This window comes from Streptomyces sp. NPDC059355, assembly GCF_042752335.1.
Lineage (GTDB): Bacteria > Actinomycetota > Actinomycetes > Streptomycetales > Streptomycetaceae > Streptomyces.
In genome coordinates, this window is the sequence record NZ_JBHYXN010000006.1 from 40,530 (window position 1) to 56,858 (window position 16,329).

Consider the following 16,329-nt stretch of genomic DNA (forward strand, 5'->3'; position numbering starts at 1 on the left):
CCTACGAGATCGCGGTGCGCAGGCGGACCACGTCGATCGGCTCCGTCTCGTCGTGAGCCGTCAGGTCGATGACCTGGCCCACCGCGCGCTGTTCGGGGGTGGGCTGCTTGAAGCCCTGATCCTTGACCGGCTGCTCGGCGGCGGTACGTTCCGCCTGGGCCGACTCCGCCTGGTGCACCGCGAGGGCCTCCGCGCCGACCACGTCGGCCAGGTCCTCGTTCTGGACCGATTCGATCACCGCTCGGGCCTGGGCCGCGGTCTTGGTGCCGAAGAAGTCGAAGCCGCCCTCGACCCGCGACGCCGAGCGGCGCGCGGCCGAGTAGGGGGCGACCGCCGCGGAGGGCCGACGCGCGGGGACGGCGCCCGGGCGGGCGTGCCCGGCCTCCAGCGCCATCGGCTCGGCGGCCTTGGCCTGCAGCATCTTCGGCTGGGCCGGCTGCGCCTCCGCCTTGCCCTCGACCTTGCCTTCGGCCTTCGCCTCCGCCTTGCGGACGAGGGCCGCCATGGCGGCATTGGCCCGGGCGTAGCCGACGCTGGTGGGCGCACCGCTCGACGTGCGCTCCTCGGTCACCGGCGGGAGCTCCTTCGGCGCCGCCGCGGACTCCGGGGCGGCCGAGGCCTCGATGGCGAGCAGCCGGCGGCCCTCCAGGGCGCTGGCCCGCTCGGTCTCGGCGGTGGCGTAGCGCCGCAGCAGCGCCGCGTGCTCGCCGCGCAGCCCCGCGAGTTCGACCCGCTTGGCCCGCAGCTTCGCGTCCAGCTTGGCGCGCAGTGCCCGGGCCTCTTCGAGGTCGGACTCGAGCTCGGCTATCCGCTCCTCGGTCTTCCACTCGTCCTTGATCCGCTCGCGGGCGAGTTCGGCCACGCGGCGCCCGGCCGCACGGTCCCAGGCGCGCATGAGGACCGCGCCGGACACGCCCGCGGCCCCCGCGAGGGCCGCGAGCAGGCGCAGGGGCAAAGGATCCGCGAGCAGCCAGGCCGCGGCCGCACTGGCGACGGAGACTCCGGCCACGGTCGTCGGCGTGAGCAGCCGGTGCAGGGGTTCGGGATTGCGGTGGCGTCCACGGGGCATGGCCTGAAATTTACAGGGCGTGGAGGGTGCGTGGGGTAACTGCCCGGCAATCTGTGGCCGGGCAGTTACCCGTCATTTCTCCACCAAACCCGTAACTACTCCTACTTCGTGAGGCCCTTCGCCTTCAGATAGGCCTTCGCGGCATCCGCCGGCTTCTCGCGCTGGGCGTCCACCTGCTTGTTCAACTCGACGAGGTCGGCGGTCGTGAGGACCTTGGTCAGCTTGTCGAGGGCGGCCGCGATCTCCGGGGATCCCGCGTCCTTGGCGTTGACCACCGGCAGGACGTTGTCGGCGTTCTGGAGCTTCTTGTCGTCCTCCAGCAGGACCAGGCCGAAGCTGTCGAGCGTGGCGTCCGTGGTGGTCGTGAGCGCCAGCTGGTCCACGCCGTCCTTGACCGCCTGCTTGGCCTGCGGGGTGCCGACGCCCTTCGGGTCGATCCCGGAAACGTCGATTCCGTACGCCTTCTTCAACCCCGGTGCGCAGAACGGCCGTACCGCGCATTCGTCGCCCGCCGCGATCTTCACCTTCAGCCCCGACTTGCCAAGATCGGAAAGGGTCTTCAGGTTGTTCTTCCGGGCGAATTCCTTCGACACCGCGAAGGCGTTCTGGTCGACCGCCGGGCCGGCCGGCAGCGCCTTGAGGCCGAGCGGGGCCGCGAGCTTCTCCAGCCCCGCGACCGTCGCCGCCACGTCGCTCGACGCGACCGGCTTCTCCTCCGGCGCCTTCGGGCCGTTCACCTTGGCGTTGAGGAACTCCGCGAGGGTGGCCGCGTACTCCGGGACGACGTCGATCTCGCCCTTCTCCAGCGAGGGCTCGTAGAGCTCGCGGTTGTTCACCGTGGTGATCGACGTGCTGTAGCCCGCGTCCCCCAGTACCTGTGCGTACAGCTCCGCCAGCACGTTGGACTCCGTGAACCCGGCCGCGCCGATCACGACCTTGCCCTTGGCGGAACCGGAGCCGGAGTCCGAGGGGGCGGAGGCGCCCGACCCGGTGTCCTTGCTCTTCTCCAGGCTGTCGCCGCCGCACGCGGCGAGGGAGGCGGTCAGGGCCGCCGCCCCCAGTACGGCGCCGAGGACGCGCGTGGACTTGCTCATCTTGTGCTCCTCCAGGGAGTGGGAACGACCAACGAACGAGGGAGGGCCCGCGGGGACGGGCGGACGCGTCAGCGCGCCGCCGGACGGGGGAAGAGCCGGCCTGCCGCCACCAGGGCGCCCTCGACCAGCAGGGCCAGCGCCGCCACCAGCAGCGCCCCCGCGAAGACCTGCGCAGTGTTGTACGTGTTGAAGCCGGCGGTGATGATCCGGCCGAGGCCGCCCTGCCCCACCATGGCCGCGATCGTGGCCGTGGCGATCACCTGGACGGCGCCCGAGCGCAGCCCGGTCATCACCAGCTCGCGCGCGAGCGGCAGTTCCACCCGCCAGAACAGCTGGCCGCCGGACATTCCCATGCCCCGGGCGGCCTCCACCACCGAGCGGTCCACCTCGCGCATGCCGACGTACGCGTTGGTCAGCAGCGGCGGCAGGGCGAAGAGCACGAGCGCGACGATGGTGGGCAGATAGCCCGCGCCGCGCAGCGGCGAGACCATGAACAGGGCCAGCACCGCGAAGACGGGGACGGCCCGCCCGATGTTGGAGATGTTGACGGCGAGCGCGCCGCCCTTGCCTATGTGGCCGAGCCACAGCCCGATGGGGAGGGCCACGGCGCAGGCGACGGCGAGGGAGATCCCGCTGACGTAGACGTGCTCGCCGAGCCGGTGCCACACCCCGTTCTCCCCGGACCAGTTGGCTCCGTTCGCCAGCCAGTCCCAGGCTCCCGCGAGCACGCCCATCGCCTCAGGCCCCCTTCGCGGTCGCCGCGGCCGGCGCGGCGGGCTCCGCGGGCACCGGCTTCGTCCGACGGGCCGCCCGCGGCGCGCGCGTCGCCCGGGTCCACGGCGTGAGCAGCCGCTGCACGCCGAGCAGCAGCAGGTCCGCCACCAGGGCGAGCAGGACGCACAGCACGGAGGCCGTGAGCACCTGGGCCTTGAAGGAGCTGTTGACCGCCGGGGCGATGAGGTTGCCGAGGCCGCCCTGGCCGACGATGGACCCGACGGTGGTCAGGGCCACCGTGGACACCGTGGCGATCCGCACACCGGCGAGCAGCGCGGGCAGCGCCAGCGGCAGTTCGACCTGCCACAGCAGCCGACCCGGCCCGTACCCCATCCCGCGCGCGGCCTCCCGTACCTCCTCGGGCACGGCTTCCAGGCCGGCCATCGCGTTGCGGACCAGGATGGTCAGCGAGTACAGGACCAGCCCGGTCACCACGAGTGAGGCCGACAGTCCGAACAGCGGCAGCAGCAGGGAGAACATGGCGAGCGAGGGAACCGTGTAGAGCAGGGTGGTCAGGCCCAGCACGGGTGCGGCCCAGCGCCGGCCGCGGCGGGCCAGCAGGGCCAGCGGGAGGGACACGACGAGGCCGACAAGCACCGAAACGCCCGTGATCCAGACGTGTTGGACCGTGGCGTCGGTGAGCTCCTGGGAGCGGGACGTGACGTAGTCCCAGCAGATCCAGTCGTTCGCCACCAGGCAGTTCTGCCCGGCCATGCCCTCACCCCCCTGCCACCGTCACGTACACCCGTCCGAACGGGCACGGCCAAGAGCGACCATAACCCCCGGGGCTGACAATGGCCGGAAACCTTCGCACCGGGGTAATACTCCCGTCACAAACAACCCGCAGCGTGTGGGGGAGGATGGGCGGGTGATCCGATTCGAGCATGTGACCAAGCGCTACCCCGACGGGACCACGGCCGTCGAGGACCTGTCCTTCGAGGTGGCGGAGGGTGAGCTGGTCACGCTCGTGGGCCCGTCCGGCTGCGGCAAGACGACCACGATGAAGATGGTCAACCGGCTCATCGAGCCGACCTCCGGCCGGATCCTGCTCGGCGGCGAGGACATCGCGGGCGCCGATCCCGTGGAGCTGCGCCGGCACATCGGATACGTCCTCCAGCAGGTCGGGCTGTTCCCGCACAAGACGGTGCTGGAGAACACCGCGACCGTCCCGCAGCTGATCGGCACCCCCAAGGCCAAGGCCCGCGCCCGCGCGGCCGAGCTCCTCGAACTGGTGGGGCTGGACCCGGCCGTGTACGGGGGCCGGTACCCGGAGCAGCTCTCCGGCGGACAGCGCCAGCGCGTCGGCGTCGCGAGGGCGCTGGCAGCCGATCCGCCGGTGCTGCTGATGGACGAGCCGTTCGGGGCGGTGGACCCGGTGGTCCGCGAGCGGCTCCAGAACGAGTTCCTGGAGCTCCAGCGAACGGTGCGCAAGACGATCCTGCTGGTCACGCACGACCTGGAGGAGGCGATCCGGCTCGGCGACCGCATCGCCGTCTACGGCACGGGCACCATCGAGCAGTTCGCGCGCCCGGCCGCGGTGCTGGCCGCGCCGGCCACCGAGTACGTGGCCTCCTTCGTCGGCGCCGACCGCGGGCTGAAGCGGCTCGCGGTCACCCCGGTGGAGCGGGCCGATCTGACGCAGGCGGGGGCGGACGGGAAAGCCCCCACCGCCGAAGTGGCGCTGGGGGCGAGTCTGCGCGAGGCGCTCGCGCTGCTGCTGCAGGAGGACTCCGGCCGGATCGGGGTCACGGACCCGGACTCCGGCGAGCTGGTCGGCGTACTGACCCCGGAGGGGGTCCACCGGGCGCTGCGCCGGGCCCAACGGCAAGAGGCGTAGGGGGCTCCGGGCCCGGCCTCGGGCCAGGGGCCGGGCGTCAGGCCTGGATGCGGTTGCTCATCCACACCAGCATCGGCGGGATCTCGCGGCGCCAGGTGTTGAAGTTGTGGCCGCCGCTGTCGAGGATGATCGAGGAGACCCGGTCCGGGCCCTTGACCAGCTTGATGAACTTCTTGGTGTCGTCGAGGTTGGGCTCGCCCGTCTCGCTGCTGGTGACCAGGAAGGACGTACCGTTCGGCTTCTTGTGCTCGATGCTGTGCAGGACGTCGGCACGCTTCTTCAGCTTGTCGTCGCCCTGGAACAGGTTGCCGGTCGTCGCGTCGTTCGCCGCGTCGTAGTACGCGGACAGACCCGCGGCGGCGCCGAAGGTCTGCGGGTAGTGCGCGGCGATCTTCAGGGCGCAGTAGCCGCCCGTCGAGTTCCCGATGAAGCCCATGTTCTGCGGCTTGTCGCCGACCCGGAACGTGTCCTGGATGGCCTGCGGCAGGTCCTCGGCGAAGAAGGTCTCCGTCTGCGGTCCGCCGGGTATGTCCACGCACTCGGTGTCACGCGGCGGCGCGACGGTCGGGCGCAGCATCACCAGGATCATCGGCTTCATCTTGCCCGCCTTGGCCTGCTTGAAGGCCGTCATCGGGTAGTTCAGCCCTTTGATCAGGTTCTCGGCGGTGCCCGGGTAGCCCGTCAGCACGATGGAGGCCGGAAAGTTCTGCTCCTTGTGCTGCGGCTGGAAGTACTCCGGCGGCAGCCACACGTACCCGGGGCTCGTTATTTTCGACTTCTGCCCGGTTATGGCAATCTTCAGGATCTGTCCGCCGACCTGGGGCTGGGCCCCGCCCGGCACGTCGAGCTTCTGCTTGTCGACGACCTTGATGTCCTTGCTGCTCATGGAGTGGTCCACGACCTTGCCGACAGATGTCTGCTGGCCGAACAGGTCCGCCCACGAGCCGTAGAAGGAGAAGGACTTGTTCGCCGCCAGGCCCACGGCCGAGAACAGCGCCAGCTGGGTCGCGAGCAGGAGAGCGACCCGGCCGAGCAGCGCACGCCAGGTGCGGCCCGAGAGCCGGGGCCAGAACCACACCGTGGCTGCGAACAGCAGCACACCGGCGATGATGGCCAGCGCCAGAACCGTATTACTGGTGAGACCCATGAGCAGTCAGTCGACTTTCTGATGGCAGGACTAGTTTTTCTCGGCGGAAGAGTGAACCCGCTCGACCCCGATGTCGTCCTAGTGGACGCACCACACTCCGGAGGCTGTCGCGGCCTTCGGCCACATGATCTCTCGCGGAGCAACGGGAAGCGATGTCTAGCAGGATAGATGGCGATAAGTCGGGACAGGTTCCGAAGCAGGTCCGCCGAATCTTCCGCGGCCCACGACCGGAGTCGGTGCCCGGGCTGGTAGGTACGGCCGTCATGATCGTCGGCCTTCTGGACATCGCGGCGGGAGTCTTCCCGCGGTTCCGGCACAGCCGGATCCACGCGGTCACCGAGGTCCTGCCCGGTTCACTGGGCCCCTTCGCAGCCGCCCTCGCCATCAGCGCGGGCGTTCTGCTCCTCCTGCTCGCCCACGGCCTCAAGCGCCGCAAGCGCCGGGCCTGGCGGGCCGCCGTCGTCCTGCTCCCGGCCGGGGCCGCGGCGCAGTTCATGTACCGGCACTCCGTCATCAGCGTCGTCCTCGCGGCGGTGCTCCTGGCACTCATCGTGCGCCACCAGGGTGAATTCAAGGCGCTGCCGGACCCGCGCAGCCGCTGGAAGGCGCTCGCCAACTTCGTGCTGATGAGCGCCGGCTCCATCGGCCTGGGCCTGGTCATCGTCAACTCCCACCCCGGCCGCGTCGTCGGCCATCCGGGTATTTACGAGCAGATCAGCCACGTCGTGTACGGGCTCTTCGGCATGGAGGGACCGGTCGACTACTCCGGCCGCGTCTCCTGGACCGTGGGCTACTCCCTCGGCGCCCTCGGCATGCTGACCGCGCTCACCACCATCTACCTGGCCTTCCGCCCCGAGCACCCGGCCGCCCGGCTCACCGCCGACGACGAGACCAAGCTGCGCGAGCTGCTCACCAAGCACGGCGGCCGCGACTCGCTGGGCCACTTCGCGCTCCGCCGAGACAAGGCCGTCGTCTTCTCCCCCAGCGGCAAGGCCGCCGTCACCTACCGCGTCGTCTCCGGCGTGATGCTCGCCTCCGGCGACCCCATCGGCGACGTCGAGGCCTGGCCCGGCGCCATCGAGCGGTTCATGGAGGAGGCCAAGGCCCACTCCTGGACCCCGGCCGTCGTGGGCTGCAGCGAGACCGGCGGCGAGGTCTGGACCCGCGAGACCGGGCTGGACGCCCTGGAGCTGGGCGACGAGGCGATCGTCGACGTCAAAGACTTCTCGCTCACCGGCCGCCCCATGCGCAACGTCCGCCAGATGGTGAAGCGCATCGAGCGCAACGGCTACACCACCAAGGTCCGCCGCGTCAGCGAGCTGACCGAGGAGGAGCTGGATCAGGTCCGCGGCGCGGCCGTCGCCTGGCGCGGCACCGACACCGAGCGCGGCTTCTCCATGGCCCTGGGCCGCGTCGGCGACGAGGGCGACGGCGACTGCTACATCGCCACCGCCCACCGGGTCGAGGAGGGCGACACCAGCCCGTTCGGCGACCTCAAGGCCATCCAGCACTTCGTGCCGTGGGGCAAGGACGGCATGTCGCTGGAGATGATGCGCCGCGACCGCGCCGCCGACCCGGGCATGAACGAGCTGCTGATCGTCGCCTCCCTTCAGCAGGCCCCCGACCTGGGCATCGAGAAGGTCTCCCTGAACTTCGCGATGTTCCGCGCGGCCCTGGCCCGCGGCGAGAAGATCGGCGCGGGCCCGGTCCTGCGCATGTGGCGCAGCCTGCTGGTCTTCCTGTCCCGCTGGTTCCAGATCGAGTCGCTGTACAAGTTCAACGAGAAGTTCCGCCCCCGCTGGGAGCCGCGCTTCATGGTCTACCGCAACAGCCGCGACCTGCCCCGCATCGGCTTCGCCGTGATGCAGGCCGAGGGCTTCGTCACGCTGGCCCTGCCCCGGCTGTTCGCCAGCCGCCGCCGTCCCAAGCCGATCCGCACCTGCGCCCACACGCACCCGACCGCCCCGGTACCGGCCCAGGCCAAGGCCGAGCGCGAGGTCCAGGTCGCGTAGACCCGCCCGGGGGCCCGCCCCCGGGTACGAAGCCCGGTCCGCCGCATCCCCGGCGGACCGGGCTTCGGCGTGTGCACCCGGTCCGGTGCCGGGCGGCCGAAGCGGCCGCATACGGCCCGGCCAGGGCGGCGGCCCTACCCTGGAGCCATGAACATCAAGCGCGGGGCCACCGGCAGGGGCCGGGTCGCAGGCCTGCCGGAATGGGACCGCTGCGGGGTCATGGGCGTCGTCAACGTCACCCCCGACTCCTTCTCCGACGGCGGGCGCTGGTTCGACACCACCGCCGCCGTCAAGCGCGGCCTCGACCTCGTCGCCCAGGGCGCCGACCTCGTCGACGTCGGCGGAGAGTCCACCCGCCCCGGCGCCTCCCGCGTCGGCGAGGAGGAGGAGCTGCGCCGCGTGGTCCCCGTGGTGCGCGGCCTGGCCTCCGAGGGGGTCGCCGTCTCCGTCGACACCATGCGCGCCTCCGTGGCCGCCCAGGCCGTCGCGGCCGGCGCGATGCTGGTCAACGACGTGAGCGGCGGACTCGCCGACCCCGGCATGATCCCGGCCGTCGCCGCCGCCGAGGTGCCGTTCGTGGTGATGCACTGGCGCGGCTTCAGTGATGGCATGAACAAGCTCGCCGTCTACGAGGACGTCGTCGCCGAGGTCACCGCCGAGCTCCGGGTCCGCATCGACGCCGTCGTGGCCGGCGGGATCGCCCCCGAGCGCCTCCTCGTCGATCCCGGCCTCGGCTTCGCGAAGATGGCCGAGCACGACCTGGCCCTGGTCGCCCACCTCCCCGAGCTGCGTGCCCTCGGCTTCCCGCTGCTGGTCGCCGCCTCGCGCAAACGATTCCTCGGCCGGATCCTGGCGGGCGCGGCCGATGCCGCCCCGCCGCCCGCCCGCGAGCGCGACGCCGCCACCGCGGCCGTCTCCGCCATCGCGGCCCACCAGGGGGCCTGGGCCGTACGGGTCCACGAGGTACGGGCGACCGCCGACGCGGTTCGGGTGGCCCGTGCCGTGGAAGGAGCGCTTTGACCATCGAACGAGAAGGAGCACGGTGAGCAGAACCGACATCGAAGCGGTCGACGAGGTCAACACGGCCTTCTACGAGGCCATGGAACGGGGGGACTTCGACGCACTGTCGGCGCTCTGGCTCGAGGACGAGATCTCCTGCGTGCATCCCGGCTGGCCGGTGCTCTCCGGCCGCGGCGAGGTGCTGCGCTCGTACGCGCTGATCATGTCCCACACCGACTACATCCAGTTCTTCCTCACCGACACGAAGGTCGCCGTCATAGGTGACACAGCACTGGTGACGTGTACGGAGAACATCCTCAGCGGCGGGCCCGCCGAGGACGGCGGAGAACTCGGCCCGCTCGTCGGCCAGCTGGTCGTCGCCACGAATGTGTTCCGACGCACATCGGAGGGGTGGCGGCTCTGGTCCCACCACGGTTCTCCCGTGCTGACGGACTCCGAGGAGGACGAGGCGGAGGACTCCGCCTGACCCCGACGGCGGGGCCCGAAGTCTTTCGCAGGTAAATTCGAAGACGGACGACGCCGACCGCACTCGGCTTAGGCCCATGGATCCGGGGAGTCCCGGACCGGAAGCACCTACGAAAGCAGGAGTGATTCGCGTGGATCGTGTCGCGCTGCGCGGCCTCAAGGCTCGCGGGCACCACGGCGTCTTCCCCCGGGAACGCGAGGAAGGCCAGACCTTCATCGTCGACCTCGTGCTGCACATCGACACCCGCCCCGCGGCGGCCGACGACGACCTGGCGAAGACCGTGCACTACGGGGTCGTCGCCGAAGAGGTCGTCGATGTGGTCCAGGGAGAACCCGTCGACCTGATCGAGACCCTCGCCGAGCGGATCGCCCAGCAGTGCCTCAAGCACGAAGCGGTGGCACAGGTGGAGGTCGTCGTCCACAAACCGGACGCCCCCATCACCGTCCCCTTCGACGACGTGACCATCACGATCACCCGGAGCCGCGTGTGAACAACGGACTGAACGCCCCGAGCGACCCCACCGTCCAGCCGGTGCCCGCATCCGTCGTGGAGACGGTGGACGCCGCCGACACCACCCTCTCCAACCCCAAGTGGGCCGTCATCGCGCTCGGCGCGAACCTCGGCAACCGCCTGGAGACCCTCCAGGGCGCCATCGACGCCCTCGGGGACACCCCCGGCCTGCGGGTCAAGGCCGTCTCCCCCGTCTACGAGACCGAGCCGTGGGGCGTCGAGCCCGGCTCGCAGCCCTCGTACCTCAACGCGGTCGTCGCGCTGAAGACCACCCTGCCGCCGTCCTCCCTGCTGGAGCGCGGCCACGCCATCGAAGAGGCCTTCGACCGCGTCCGCGAGGAGCGCTGGGGCCCGCGCACGATCGACGTCGACATCGTGTCGTACGCCGACGTGGTCTCGGACGACCCGGTCCTCACCCTCCCGCACCCGCGGGCCCACCAGCGGGCCTTCGTCCTGGCCCCGTGGAACGACATCGACCCCGAGGCGCAGATCCCGGGCCGCGGCCCCGTCGCCGCGCTGCTGGCCGGAATCGGCCTGGCGGGCGTCACGCCGCGCCCGGACCTGGAACTCCGCCTGCCCGAGTAGTCGTTAACCTGTGGCTATGGCCGAGGAACGCCGATGAGTCGGCGGCGCGGAAAGCGGGGAACGGGTACGTGAAGCAACTGAGGCCGGCGGTCCTGGCGGGGATCTTCGCCGTCGCCGGGGTGCTGTCCTGGGCGGGCGCCCGGCTGTGGAACGCGTACGGGAACCTGCCGGGCGTCCCGCTCGCCGCGCCCATCGTGCTGGGCGCCATCGCGGTCGTCCTGCTGGCCACGGCCCTCTCGCTCCGCGCCCGCCTCAAGGCGCAGCGCGAGCGGCGGCCGGGCGCCAAGGGCGTGGAGCCGCTGATGGCGGCCCGCGCGGTCGTCTTCGGACAGGCCAGCGCCCTCGTGGCGGCCCTCGTGGCGGGCATGTACGGCGGCGTGGGCGTCTTCCTGCTGCTGGACTCCCTCGACGTCCCCGCCCGCCGCGACCAGACCTGGTACGCCGGCTTCGCGGTCCTGGCGGGCGCGGCCGTCATCGCCGCCGCCCTCTTCCTGGAGCACGTCCTCAAACTCCCCGAGGACGACGACACCGCCCCCCAGGCCCCCTCCCGCGCCTGACGGCCCCACCGGGCGCGGTGGGGGCCGGCCACCCGCCGCGCGGGCTCGGCCCGCGCCCCGGGGGTCTCCGTCTAGGCCACGTCGTGGCGGGGGCCCAGCCACTCCCAGAGCCGGAGCGGCTCCGGCCCCCGGTCCTCCCAGTCGCAGAACTGCAGGTCGACGAGGAAACCGCCGGACGCGAGGACGGTCGCCTCGCCGTCGTAGCCACCCCGCGCGTTGACGAGGGGGGCGCCCGCGACCGAGCCGGTCGCCTTCTCCATCGGCACGGCCGCCACCCCCTCCGCGTCCACGCTCAGGAGCACGCACGGGCAGGAGCAGCAGTCCGTTCTCATCACGGTGTACGGAATCTGCGCCCGAAAGCCGCGCCGGGCGTCCGAATCCCCGTCGAACAGCACCTCCAGGGTCCGCCGGACGTCCTCGCTCAGCGGCTTCCAGCCATCGGCGGCCTCGCCCCCCGCTTCCTGACCGGCCCCGCCCGCGGCCGCGGCCGCCCCCGCGCCCATCCGCTCAGCGCGCGATGATCAGGCTCATGGCCTCGTTGCGGGTCGCGGGGTCGCGGAGCTGGCCGCGGACCGCCGAGGTGATCGTCTTGGCACCGGGCTTGCGGACCCCGCGCATGGTCATGCACATGTGCTCGCACTCGACGACGACGATGACCCCGCGCGGCTCCAGGATCTCCATCAGGGAGTCCGCTATCTGCGTGGTCAGCCGCTCCTGTACCTGAGGACGGCGGGCGAACACGTCCACGAGGCGGGCCAGCTTCGACAGCCCGGTGATCTTGCCGTCGACGGACGGGATGTAGCCGACGTGCGCCACGCCGTGGAACGGCACCAGGTGGTGCTCACAGTTGCTCATGACCTCGATGTCCTTCACCAGGACCATCTCGTCGTGCCCCAGGTCGAAGGTGGTCGTCAGGACCTCTTCGGGCTTCTGGTAGAGGCCGGCGAATATCTCCTTGTACGCGCGGGCCACACGGGCCGGGGTCTCGAGGAGGCCTTCGCGGTCCGGGTCCTCGCCGACCGCGATCAGGAGTTCGCGGACCGCCGCCTGGGCGCGCTTCTCGTCGAACTCGCCGATCGTGCCCTCGTCACCGGTCAGGGTCACTGGGTCGGTCATCTCTTCCTCGTTCCTGTGTGCACTGGCGCCTCTCACGGGCACGCAAAAGTGCCGCGCCCCCAGGCTAGAACCTGGGGGGCGCGGCATCCATTCCGGGACGGTCCGGCCGAGGGCTACTCGGCGCGGTCCTCCGGCGCGGGGTCCTTCTCCACGGACACGGCCGGCGTGACCGCCGAGGTGCCGTTCGCCGAGTTCGTCAGCTGGAGCTCCTTGGGAGAGAGCACCGGCGGACGGGTCGACGGGGTGCGGTGCGAGGATCCGGTCCACGCCGGGCGGGCCGGGCGCTTCACGATCGTCGAGAAGACCTCGGCGATCTCCTCCTTGCCCAGCGTCTCCTTCTCGAGGAGCGCGAGGACCAGGTTGTCGAGGACGTCGCGGTTCTCGACCAGGATCTCCCAGGCCTCGTTGTGCGCCGTCTCGATGAGCTTCTTGACCTCTTCGTCGACGAGCGCCGCGACCTCTTCCGAGTAGTCCCGCGGGTGCGACATCTCGCGGCCCAGGAACGGCTCGGTGTTGTCCCCGCCGAACTTGATCGCGCCGAGGCGCTCGGTCATGCCGTACTGGGTCACCATCGCGCGGGCCGTCGCCGTGGCCTTCTCGATGTCGTTCGCCGCGCCGGTCGTCGGGTCGTGGAAGACCAGCTCCTCGGCCGCGCGCCCGCCCAGCATGTACGCCAGCTGGTCGAGCATCTCGTTGCGCGTGGTCGAGTACCTGTCCTCGTCGGGCAGGACCATGGTGTAGCCCAGGGCCCGGCCGCGGGACAGGATCGTGATCTTGTGGACCGGGTCGGAGTTCGGGGAGGCCGCCGCGACCAGGGCGTGGCCGCCCTCGTGGTACGCGGTGATCTTCTTTTCCCGGTCCGACATGATCCGGGTCCGCTTCTGCGGGCCCGCCACGACGCGGTCGATCGCCTCGTCCAGCATGTCGTTGTCGATCAGCTTGCGGTCCGAACGGGCGGTGAGGAGCGCCGCCTCGTTCAGGACGTTGGACAGATCGGCACCGGTGAAGCCGGGGGTGCGGCGGGCGACGGCCGAAAGGTCGACGTCCGGAGCGACCGGCTTGCCCTTCTGGTGGACCTTGAGGATCTCCAGACGGCCCTGCATGTCCGGACGGTCGACCGCGATCTGCCGGTCGAAACGGCCCGGGCGCAGCAGCGCCGGGTCGAGGATGTCCGGGCGGTTCGTGGCGGCGATCAGGATGACGCCGCCCTTCACGTCGAAGCCGTCCATCTCGACGAGCAGCTGGTTCAGGGTCTGCTCGCGCTCGTCGTGGCCGCCGCCGAGACCCGCACCGCGGTGCCGGCCGACGGCGTCGATCTCGTCGACGAAGACGATCGCCGGGGCGTTGGCCTTGGCCTGCTCGAACAGGTCGCGGACACGCGAGGCGCCGACACCGACGAACATCTCGACGAAGTCGGAACCGGAGATCGAGTAGAACGGGACGCCGGCCTCACCCGCGACGGCGCGGGCCAGCAGGGTCTTGCCGGTACCGGGCGGGCCGTACAGCAGCACGCCCTTGGGGATCTTGGCACCGACGGCCTGGAACTTGGCCGGCTCCTGCAGGAACTCCTTGATCTCGTGGAGTTCCTCGACGGCCTCGTCCGAGCCCGCGACGTCGGCGAACGTCGTCTTCGGGGTGTCCTTGGTGATGAGCTTGGCCTTGGACTTCCCGAAGTTCATCACCCGGGAGCCGCCGCCCTGCATCTGATTCATCAGGAACAGGAAGACGACGACGATGAGGACGAAGGGCAGCAGGGAGAGCAGCACGCTGAGGAACGGGCTGGTCTTGTCCGGAGAGACGGTGTACCCGTCCGGGATCTGACCGGCTTCGAACTTGGTCTGGAGGTTCTGGGCGAGCTGGACGCCCTGGTCCCCGATGTAGTTGGCCTGGAACTTGGTGCCGTCGTTGTCGCCGAGCTTCTGGTCCTTCTTCAGCTCGATCTTGATCATCTGGCTGTCACCGGTGGTGAGCTTGGCGCTCTCCACCTGGCCACTGTTGATCGCCTTGATGACCTCGCTGGTCTCCACCGACTTGTAGCCGCCGCCGGAGCCGACGACGTTCATCAACACGACCACGGCGAGGACGGCCAGCACGATCCACATGACCGGCCCACGGAAGTATCGCTTCACGTCCATCCATACGGGGCGCCAGGCGCCCCGTCCCTCCTGCCCGTAGGTAAATGCTGCTGTGAGTAAAGACTGTTCTTCGGAATGTACCCCTGTATTGTCACCCGCGGCCTCGTGGGACGGCTGACAGAACTGCTTTCCCCTGCTCCAACGGCAGGAATCGTTCCAGGGTTCCCCTGAGCGGGCCCCGACCGGGGCCCGATCCCGTCCGGGGCGTCAGCCGCCGTAGACGTGCGGGGCGAGGGTGCCGACGAACGGCAGGTTGCGGTACTTCTCCGCGTAGTCGAGGCCGTAGCCGACGACGAACTCGTTCGGGATGTCGAAGGCGACCCACTTCACGTCGATCGCGACCTTCGCGGCGTCGGGCTTGCGCAGCAGCGTGACGACCTCGAGCGAGGCCGGCTGGCGGGAGCCCAGGTTCGACAGCAGCCAGGACAGGGTCAGGCCCGAGTCGATGATGTCCTCGACGATCAGGACGTGCTTGTCCTTGATGTCGGTGTCCAGGTCCTTGAGGATCCGGACCACACCGGAGGACTGGGTCCCGGCGCCGTACGAGGACACCGCCATCCAGTCCATGGTGAGCGGGGTGGACAAGGCACGCGCCAGGTCCGCCATCACCATCACCGCGCCCTTGAGGACGCCGACGATGAGCAGGTCCTTGCCCGCGTACTCCGCGTCGATCTTCGCGGCCAGCTCGGCCAGCTTCGCGTCGATCTCTTCCTTGGTGATGAGCACCGACTGGAGGTCGCTGCCCATGTCCTTCTCGTCCACCCGCATCACTTTCGTTTGCGGCCGGGGCTCCGGGGGTGCCCCCGGAGGACTCAGCCGTGTTTCAGCACCAATCAGCCCTGCCGGATGACAAGTCTGCCACCCTGCCGCTGGGCCTCGACCCGGCCGGGCAGGTTGATGGCGCCCTGGCCCCGCCATCCGGTGATGAGCCGGTCCACTTCCTCGATGTGGCGGGCGAAGAGGGAGCCCGCCGGGGAACCGGCCGCGACCACGGCCCTGCGCAGCACGCGGCGACGGACGGCCGGGGGCAGGGCGTACAGCTTGGCGCACTCCAGCCGGCCGTCCTCGTCCCGTACGCCGGTCTCGGCCTCGGCGGCCCAGGAGTCGAGGGCGTCGGCGTCGTCGCGGGACAGTTGGGCGGTGCGGGCCAGCGCCTCGACCACTCCCTTGCCCAGCGCCTTCTCGAGGGCGGGCAGTCCCTCGTGGCGGAGCCGGGAGCGGGTGTAGGCGGGGTCGATGTTGTGCGGGTCGTCCCAGACCGGCAGGGACTGGACCATGCAGGCCTTGCGGGCGGTCTGCCGGTCGATCTGGAGGAAGGGGCGGCGGTAGCGGTGGCTGCGGCCCGGTCCGCCCGACACCTCGGCCATGCCGGACAGCGAGCGGATCCCGGAGCCGCGGGCAAGGCCCAGCAGGACGGTTTCGGCTTGATCGTCCCGGGTGTGGCCGAGCAGTACGGCGGCGGCGCCCAGACGGTCGGCGGCCTCGTCCAGGGCGGCGTAGCGGGCGTCACGGGCGGCGGCCTCGGGCCCGCCGTCGCGGCCGACGCGCACGGAGGCGGACTCCACCGGGTCGAGGCGGAGCGCGGTCATGCGGGTGACGACCTCGGCGGCGCGCAGGTCGGAGCCGGCCTGGAGGCCGTGGTCGACGGTGATGCCGCCGGCCCGGATGCCCAGCTTGGGCGCCTCGAAGGCCAGGGCGGAGGCGAGGGCCATCGAGTCGGCGCCGCCGGAGCAGGCGACGAGTACGAGTGGCGGGGTGCCGCCGGCCGCGGCGGGCCCTTGGCGGCCGGCGGGACGGTCGGTGAGGTCGGTGAGGTCGGTGAGGACGTCGTGGAGTACGCGGCGGACCGCCAGGCGTATCGCCGCGACCGCAGGATGGGGACCCATGTCCGGTGCCCTTCGGTGGAGTTCGGATGCCTCGAAGGCTGGGGGTGTGGTGCTGGAACGGCTGCTGTTCGGTGCTGTTCGACGCTGCCCGGTGTCCCGGCTCCCGTGAGGAGCCCCCCGC

The 16,329-nt window shown here is 70.9% G+C and carries 16 protein-coding genes and 1 pseudogene; 7 read left to right on the top strand and 10 right to left on the bottom strand.

The annotated features are described in order from the left end of the window. Position 1: 1 nt before the first annotated feature. The 4 genes and pseudogenes from ACFXGI_RS07875 to ACFXGI_RS07890 form a co-directional block, all read right to left on the bottom strand. The gene (locus ACFXGI_RS07875; protein WP_384704585.1) at positions 2–1,069 is read right to left on the bottom strand and encodes a hypothetical protein; all 1,068 of its coding nucleotides are present in this window, start codon (positions 1,067–1,069) and stop codon (positions 2–4) included. 101 nt (positions 1,070–1,170) lie between these two features. Then, positions 1,171–2,163: an ABC transporter substrate-binding protein gene (locus ACFXGI_RS07880; RefSeq protein ID WP_384704586.1), complete on the bottom strand. Its 993-nt coding sequence runs from the start codon at positions 2,161–2,163 to the stop codon at positions 1,171–1,173. A gap of 64 nt (positions 2,164–2,227) precedes the next feature. Then, positions 2,228–2,897 (bottom strand): annotated as a pseudogene (locus ACFXGI_RS07885) (ABC transporter permease); the annotation flags it as partial. Positions 2,898–2,901: 4 nt separating this feature from the next. Continuing rightward, on the bottom strand, positions 2,902–3,651 hold the full coding sequence (locus ACFXGI_RS07890) for an ABC transporter permease (protein WP_384704587.1): 750 nt from the start codon (positions 3,649–3,651) through the stop codon (positions 2,902–2,904). 154 nt (positions 3,652–3,805) lie between these two features. Here ACFXGI_RS07890 and ACFXGI_RS07895 point away from each other — a divergent pair, with 154 nt between their 5' ends. After that, positions 3,806–4,774 carry an ABC transporter ATP-binding protein gene (locus ACFXGI_RS07895; protein ID WP_384704588.1) on the top strand — a complete coding sequence of 323 codons (969 nt, stop codon included), beginning with the start codon at positions 3,806–3,808 and terminating at the stop codon, positions 4,772–4,774. A gap of 37 nt (positions 4,775–4,811) precedes the next feature. Here the strand turns inward: ACFXGI_RS07895 and ACFXGI_RS07900 are convergent, their stop codons facing one another. Next, the gene (locus tag ACFXGI_RS07900; protein WP_384704589.1) at positions 4,812–5,921 is read right to left on the bottom strand and encodes an alpha/beta hydrolase; all 1,110 of its coding nucleotides are present in this window, start codon (positions 5,919–5,921) and stop codon (positions 4,812–4,814) included. A 152-nt stretch (positions 5,922–6,073) separates the two neighbouring features. On the opposite strand from ACFXGI_RS07900, the gene ACFXGI_RS07905 reads away from it, so the two are divergent. From ACFXGI_RS07905 to ACFXGI_RS07930, 6 genes are all read left to right on the top strand, one after another. After that, entirely contained in the window at positions 6,074–7,933 is a 1,860-nt protein-coding gene (locus ACFXGI_RS07905) for a phosphatidylglycerol lysyltransferase domain-containing protein (protein WP_384704590.1), read from the top strand. A gap of 147 nt (positions 7,934–8,080) precedes the next feature. Then, on the top strand, positions 8,081–8,953 hold the full coding sequence (gene folP / locus ACFXGI_RS07910; protein WP_384704591.1) for a dihydropteroate synthase: 873 nt from the start codon (positions 8,081–8,083) through the stop codon (positions 8,951–8,953). Between the two features lie 22 nt (positions 8,954–8,975). Then, positions 8,976–9,419 (top strand): nuclear transport factor 2 family protein, encoded by a 444-nt coding sequence (locus ACFXGI_RS07915; protein WP_308284605.1) that lies wholly within the window; start codon positions 8,976–8,978, stop codon positions 9,417–9,419. Between the two features lie 130 nt (positions 9,420–9,549). Beyond that, positions 9,550–9,909, top strand: a complete 360-nt coding sequence (gene folB, locus ACFXGI_RS07920; RefSeq protein ID WP_030158540.1) for a dihydroneopterin aldolase — start codon at positions 9,550–9,552, stop codon at positions 9,907–9,909. Beyond that, positions 9,906–10,514, top strand: a complete 609-nt coding sequence (gene folK / locus ACFXGI_RS07925) for a 2-amino-4-hydroxy-6-hydroxymethyldihydropteridine diphosphokinase (protein WP_384704592.1) — start codon at positions 9,906–9,908, stop codon at positions 10,512–10,514. The genes folB and folK overlap by 4 nt, the downstream gene beginning before the upstream one ends. A gap of 68 nt (positions 10,515–10,582) precedes the next feature. Beyond that, the gene (locus ACFXGI_RS07930; RefSeq protein ID WP_384704593.1) at positions 10,583–11,071 is read left to right on the top strand and encodes a DUF3180 domain-containing protein; all 489 of its coding nucleotides are present in this window, start codon (positions 10,583–10,585) and stop codon (positions 11,069–11,071) included. A 71-nt stretch (positions 11,072–11,142) separates the two neighbouring features. On the opposite strand, the gene ACFXGI_RS07935 is transcribed toward ACFXGI_RS07930, so the two are convergent. The 5 genes from ACFXGI_RS07935 to tilS all read right to left on the bottom strand — a co-directional run bounded on the left by ACFXGI_RS07935 (position 11,143) and on the right by tilS (position 16,208). Next, the gene (locus tag ACFXGI_RS07935) at positions 11,143–11,574 is read right to left on the bottom strand and encodes a hypothetical protein (RefSeq protein WP_384704594.1); all 432 of its coding nucleotides are present in this window, start codon (positions 11,572–11,574) and stop codon (positions 11,143–11,145) included. Positions 11,575–11,578: 4 nt separating this feature from the next. Further along, the gene (gene folE / locus ACFXGI_RS07940; RefSeq protein ID WP_384704595.1) at positions 11,579–12,187 is read right to left on the bottom strand and encodes a GTP cyclohydrolase I FolE; all 609 of its coding nucleotides are present in this window, start codon (positions 12,185–12,187) and stop codon (positions 11,579–11,581) included. Between the two features lie 113 nt (positions 12,188–12,300). After that, the gene (gene ftsH, locus ACFXGI_RS07945; protein ID WP_384704596.1) at positions 12,301–14,322 is read right to left on the bottom strand and encodes an ATP-dependent zinc metalloprotease FtsH; all 2,022 of its coding nucleotides are present in this window, start codon (positions 14,320–14,322) and stop codon (positions 12,301–12,303) included. 207 nt (positions 14,323–14,529) lie between these two features. Further along, on the bottom strand, positions 14,530–15,090 hold the full coding sequence (gene hpt, locus ACFXGI_RS07950; protein WP_384704597.1) for a hypoxanthine phosphoribosyltransferase: 561 nt from the start codon (positions 15,088–15,090) through the stop codon (positions 14,530–14,532). A gap of 65 nt (positions 15,091–15,155) precedes the next feature. After that, a complete protein-coding gene (tilS, locus tag ACFXGI_RS07955; protein WP_384704598.1) occupies positions 15,156–16,208 on the bottom strand; it encodes a tRNA lysidine(34) synthetase TilS in 1,053 nt (350 codons plus the stop codon). Positions 16,209–16,329: the final 121 nt, after the last annotated feature.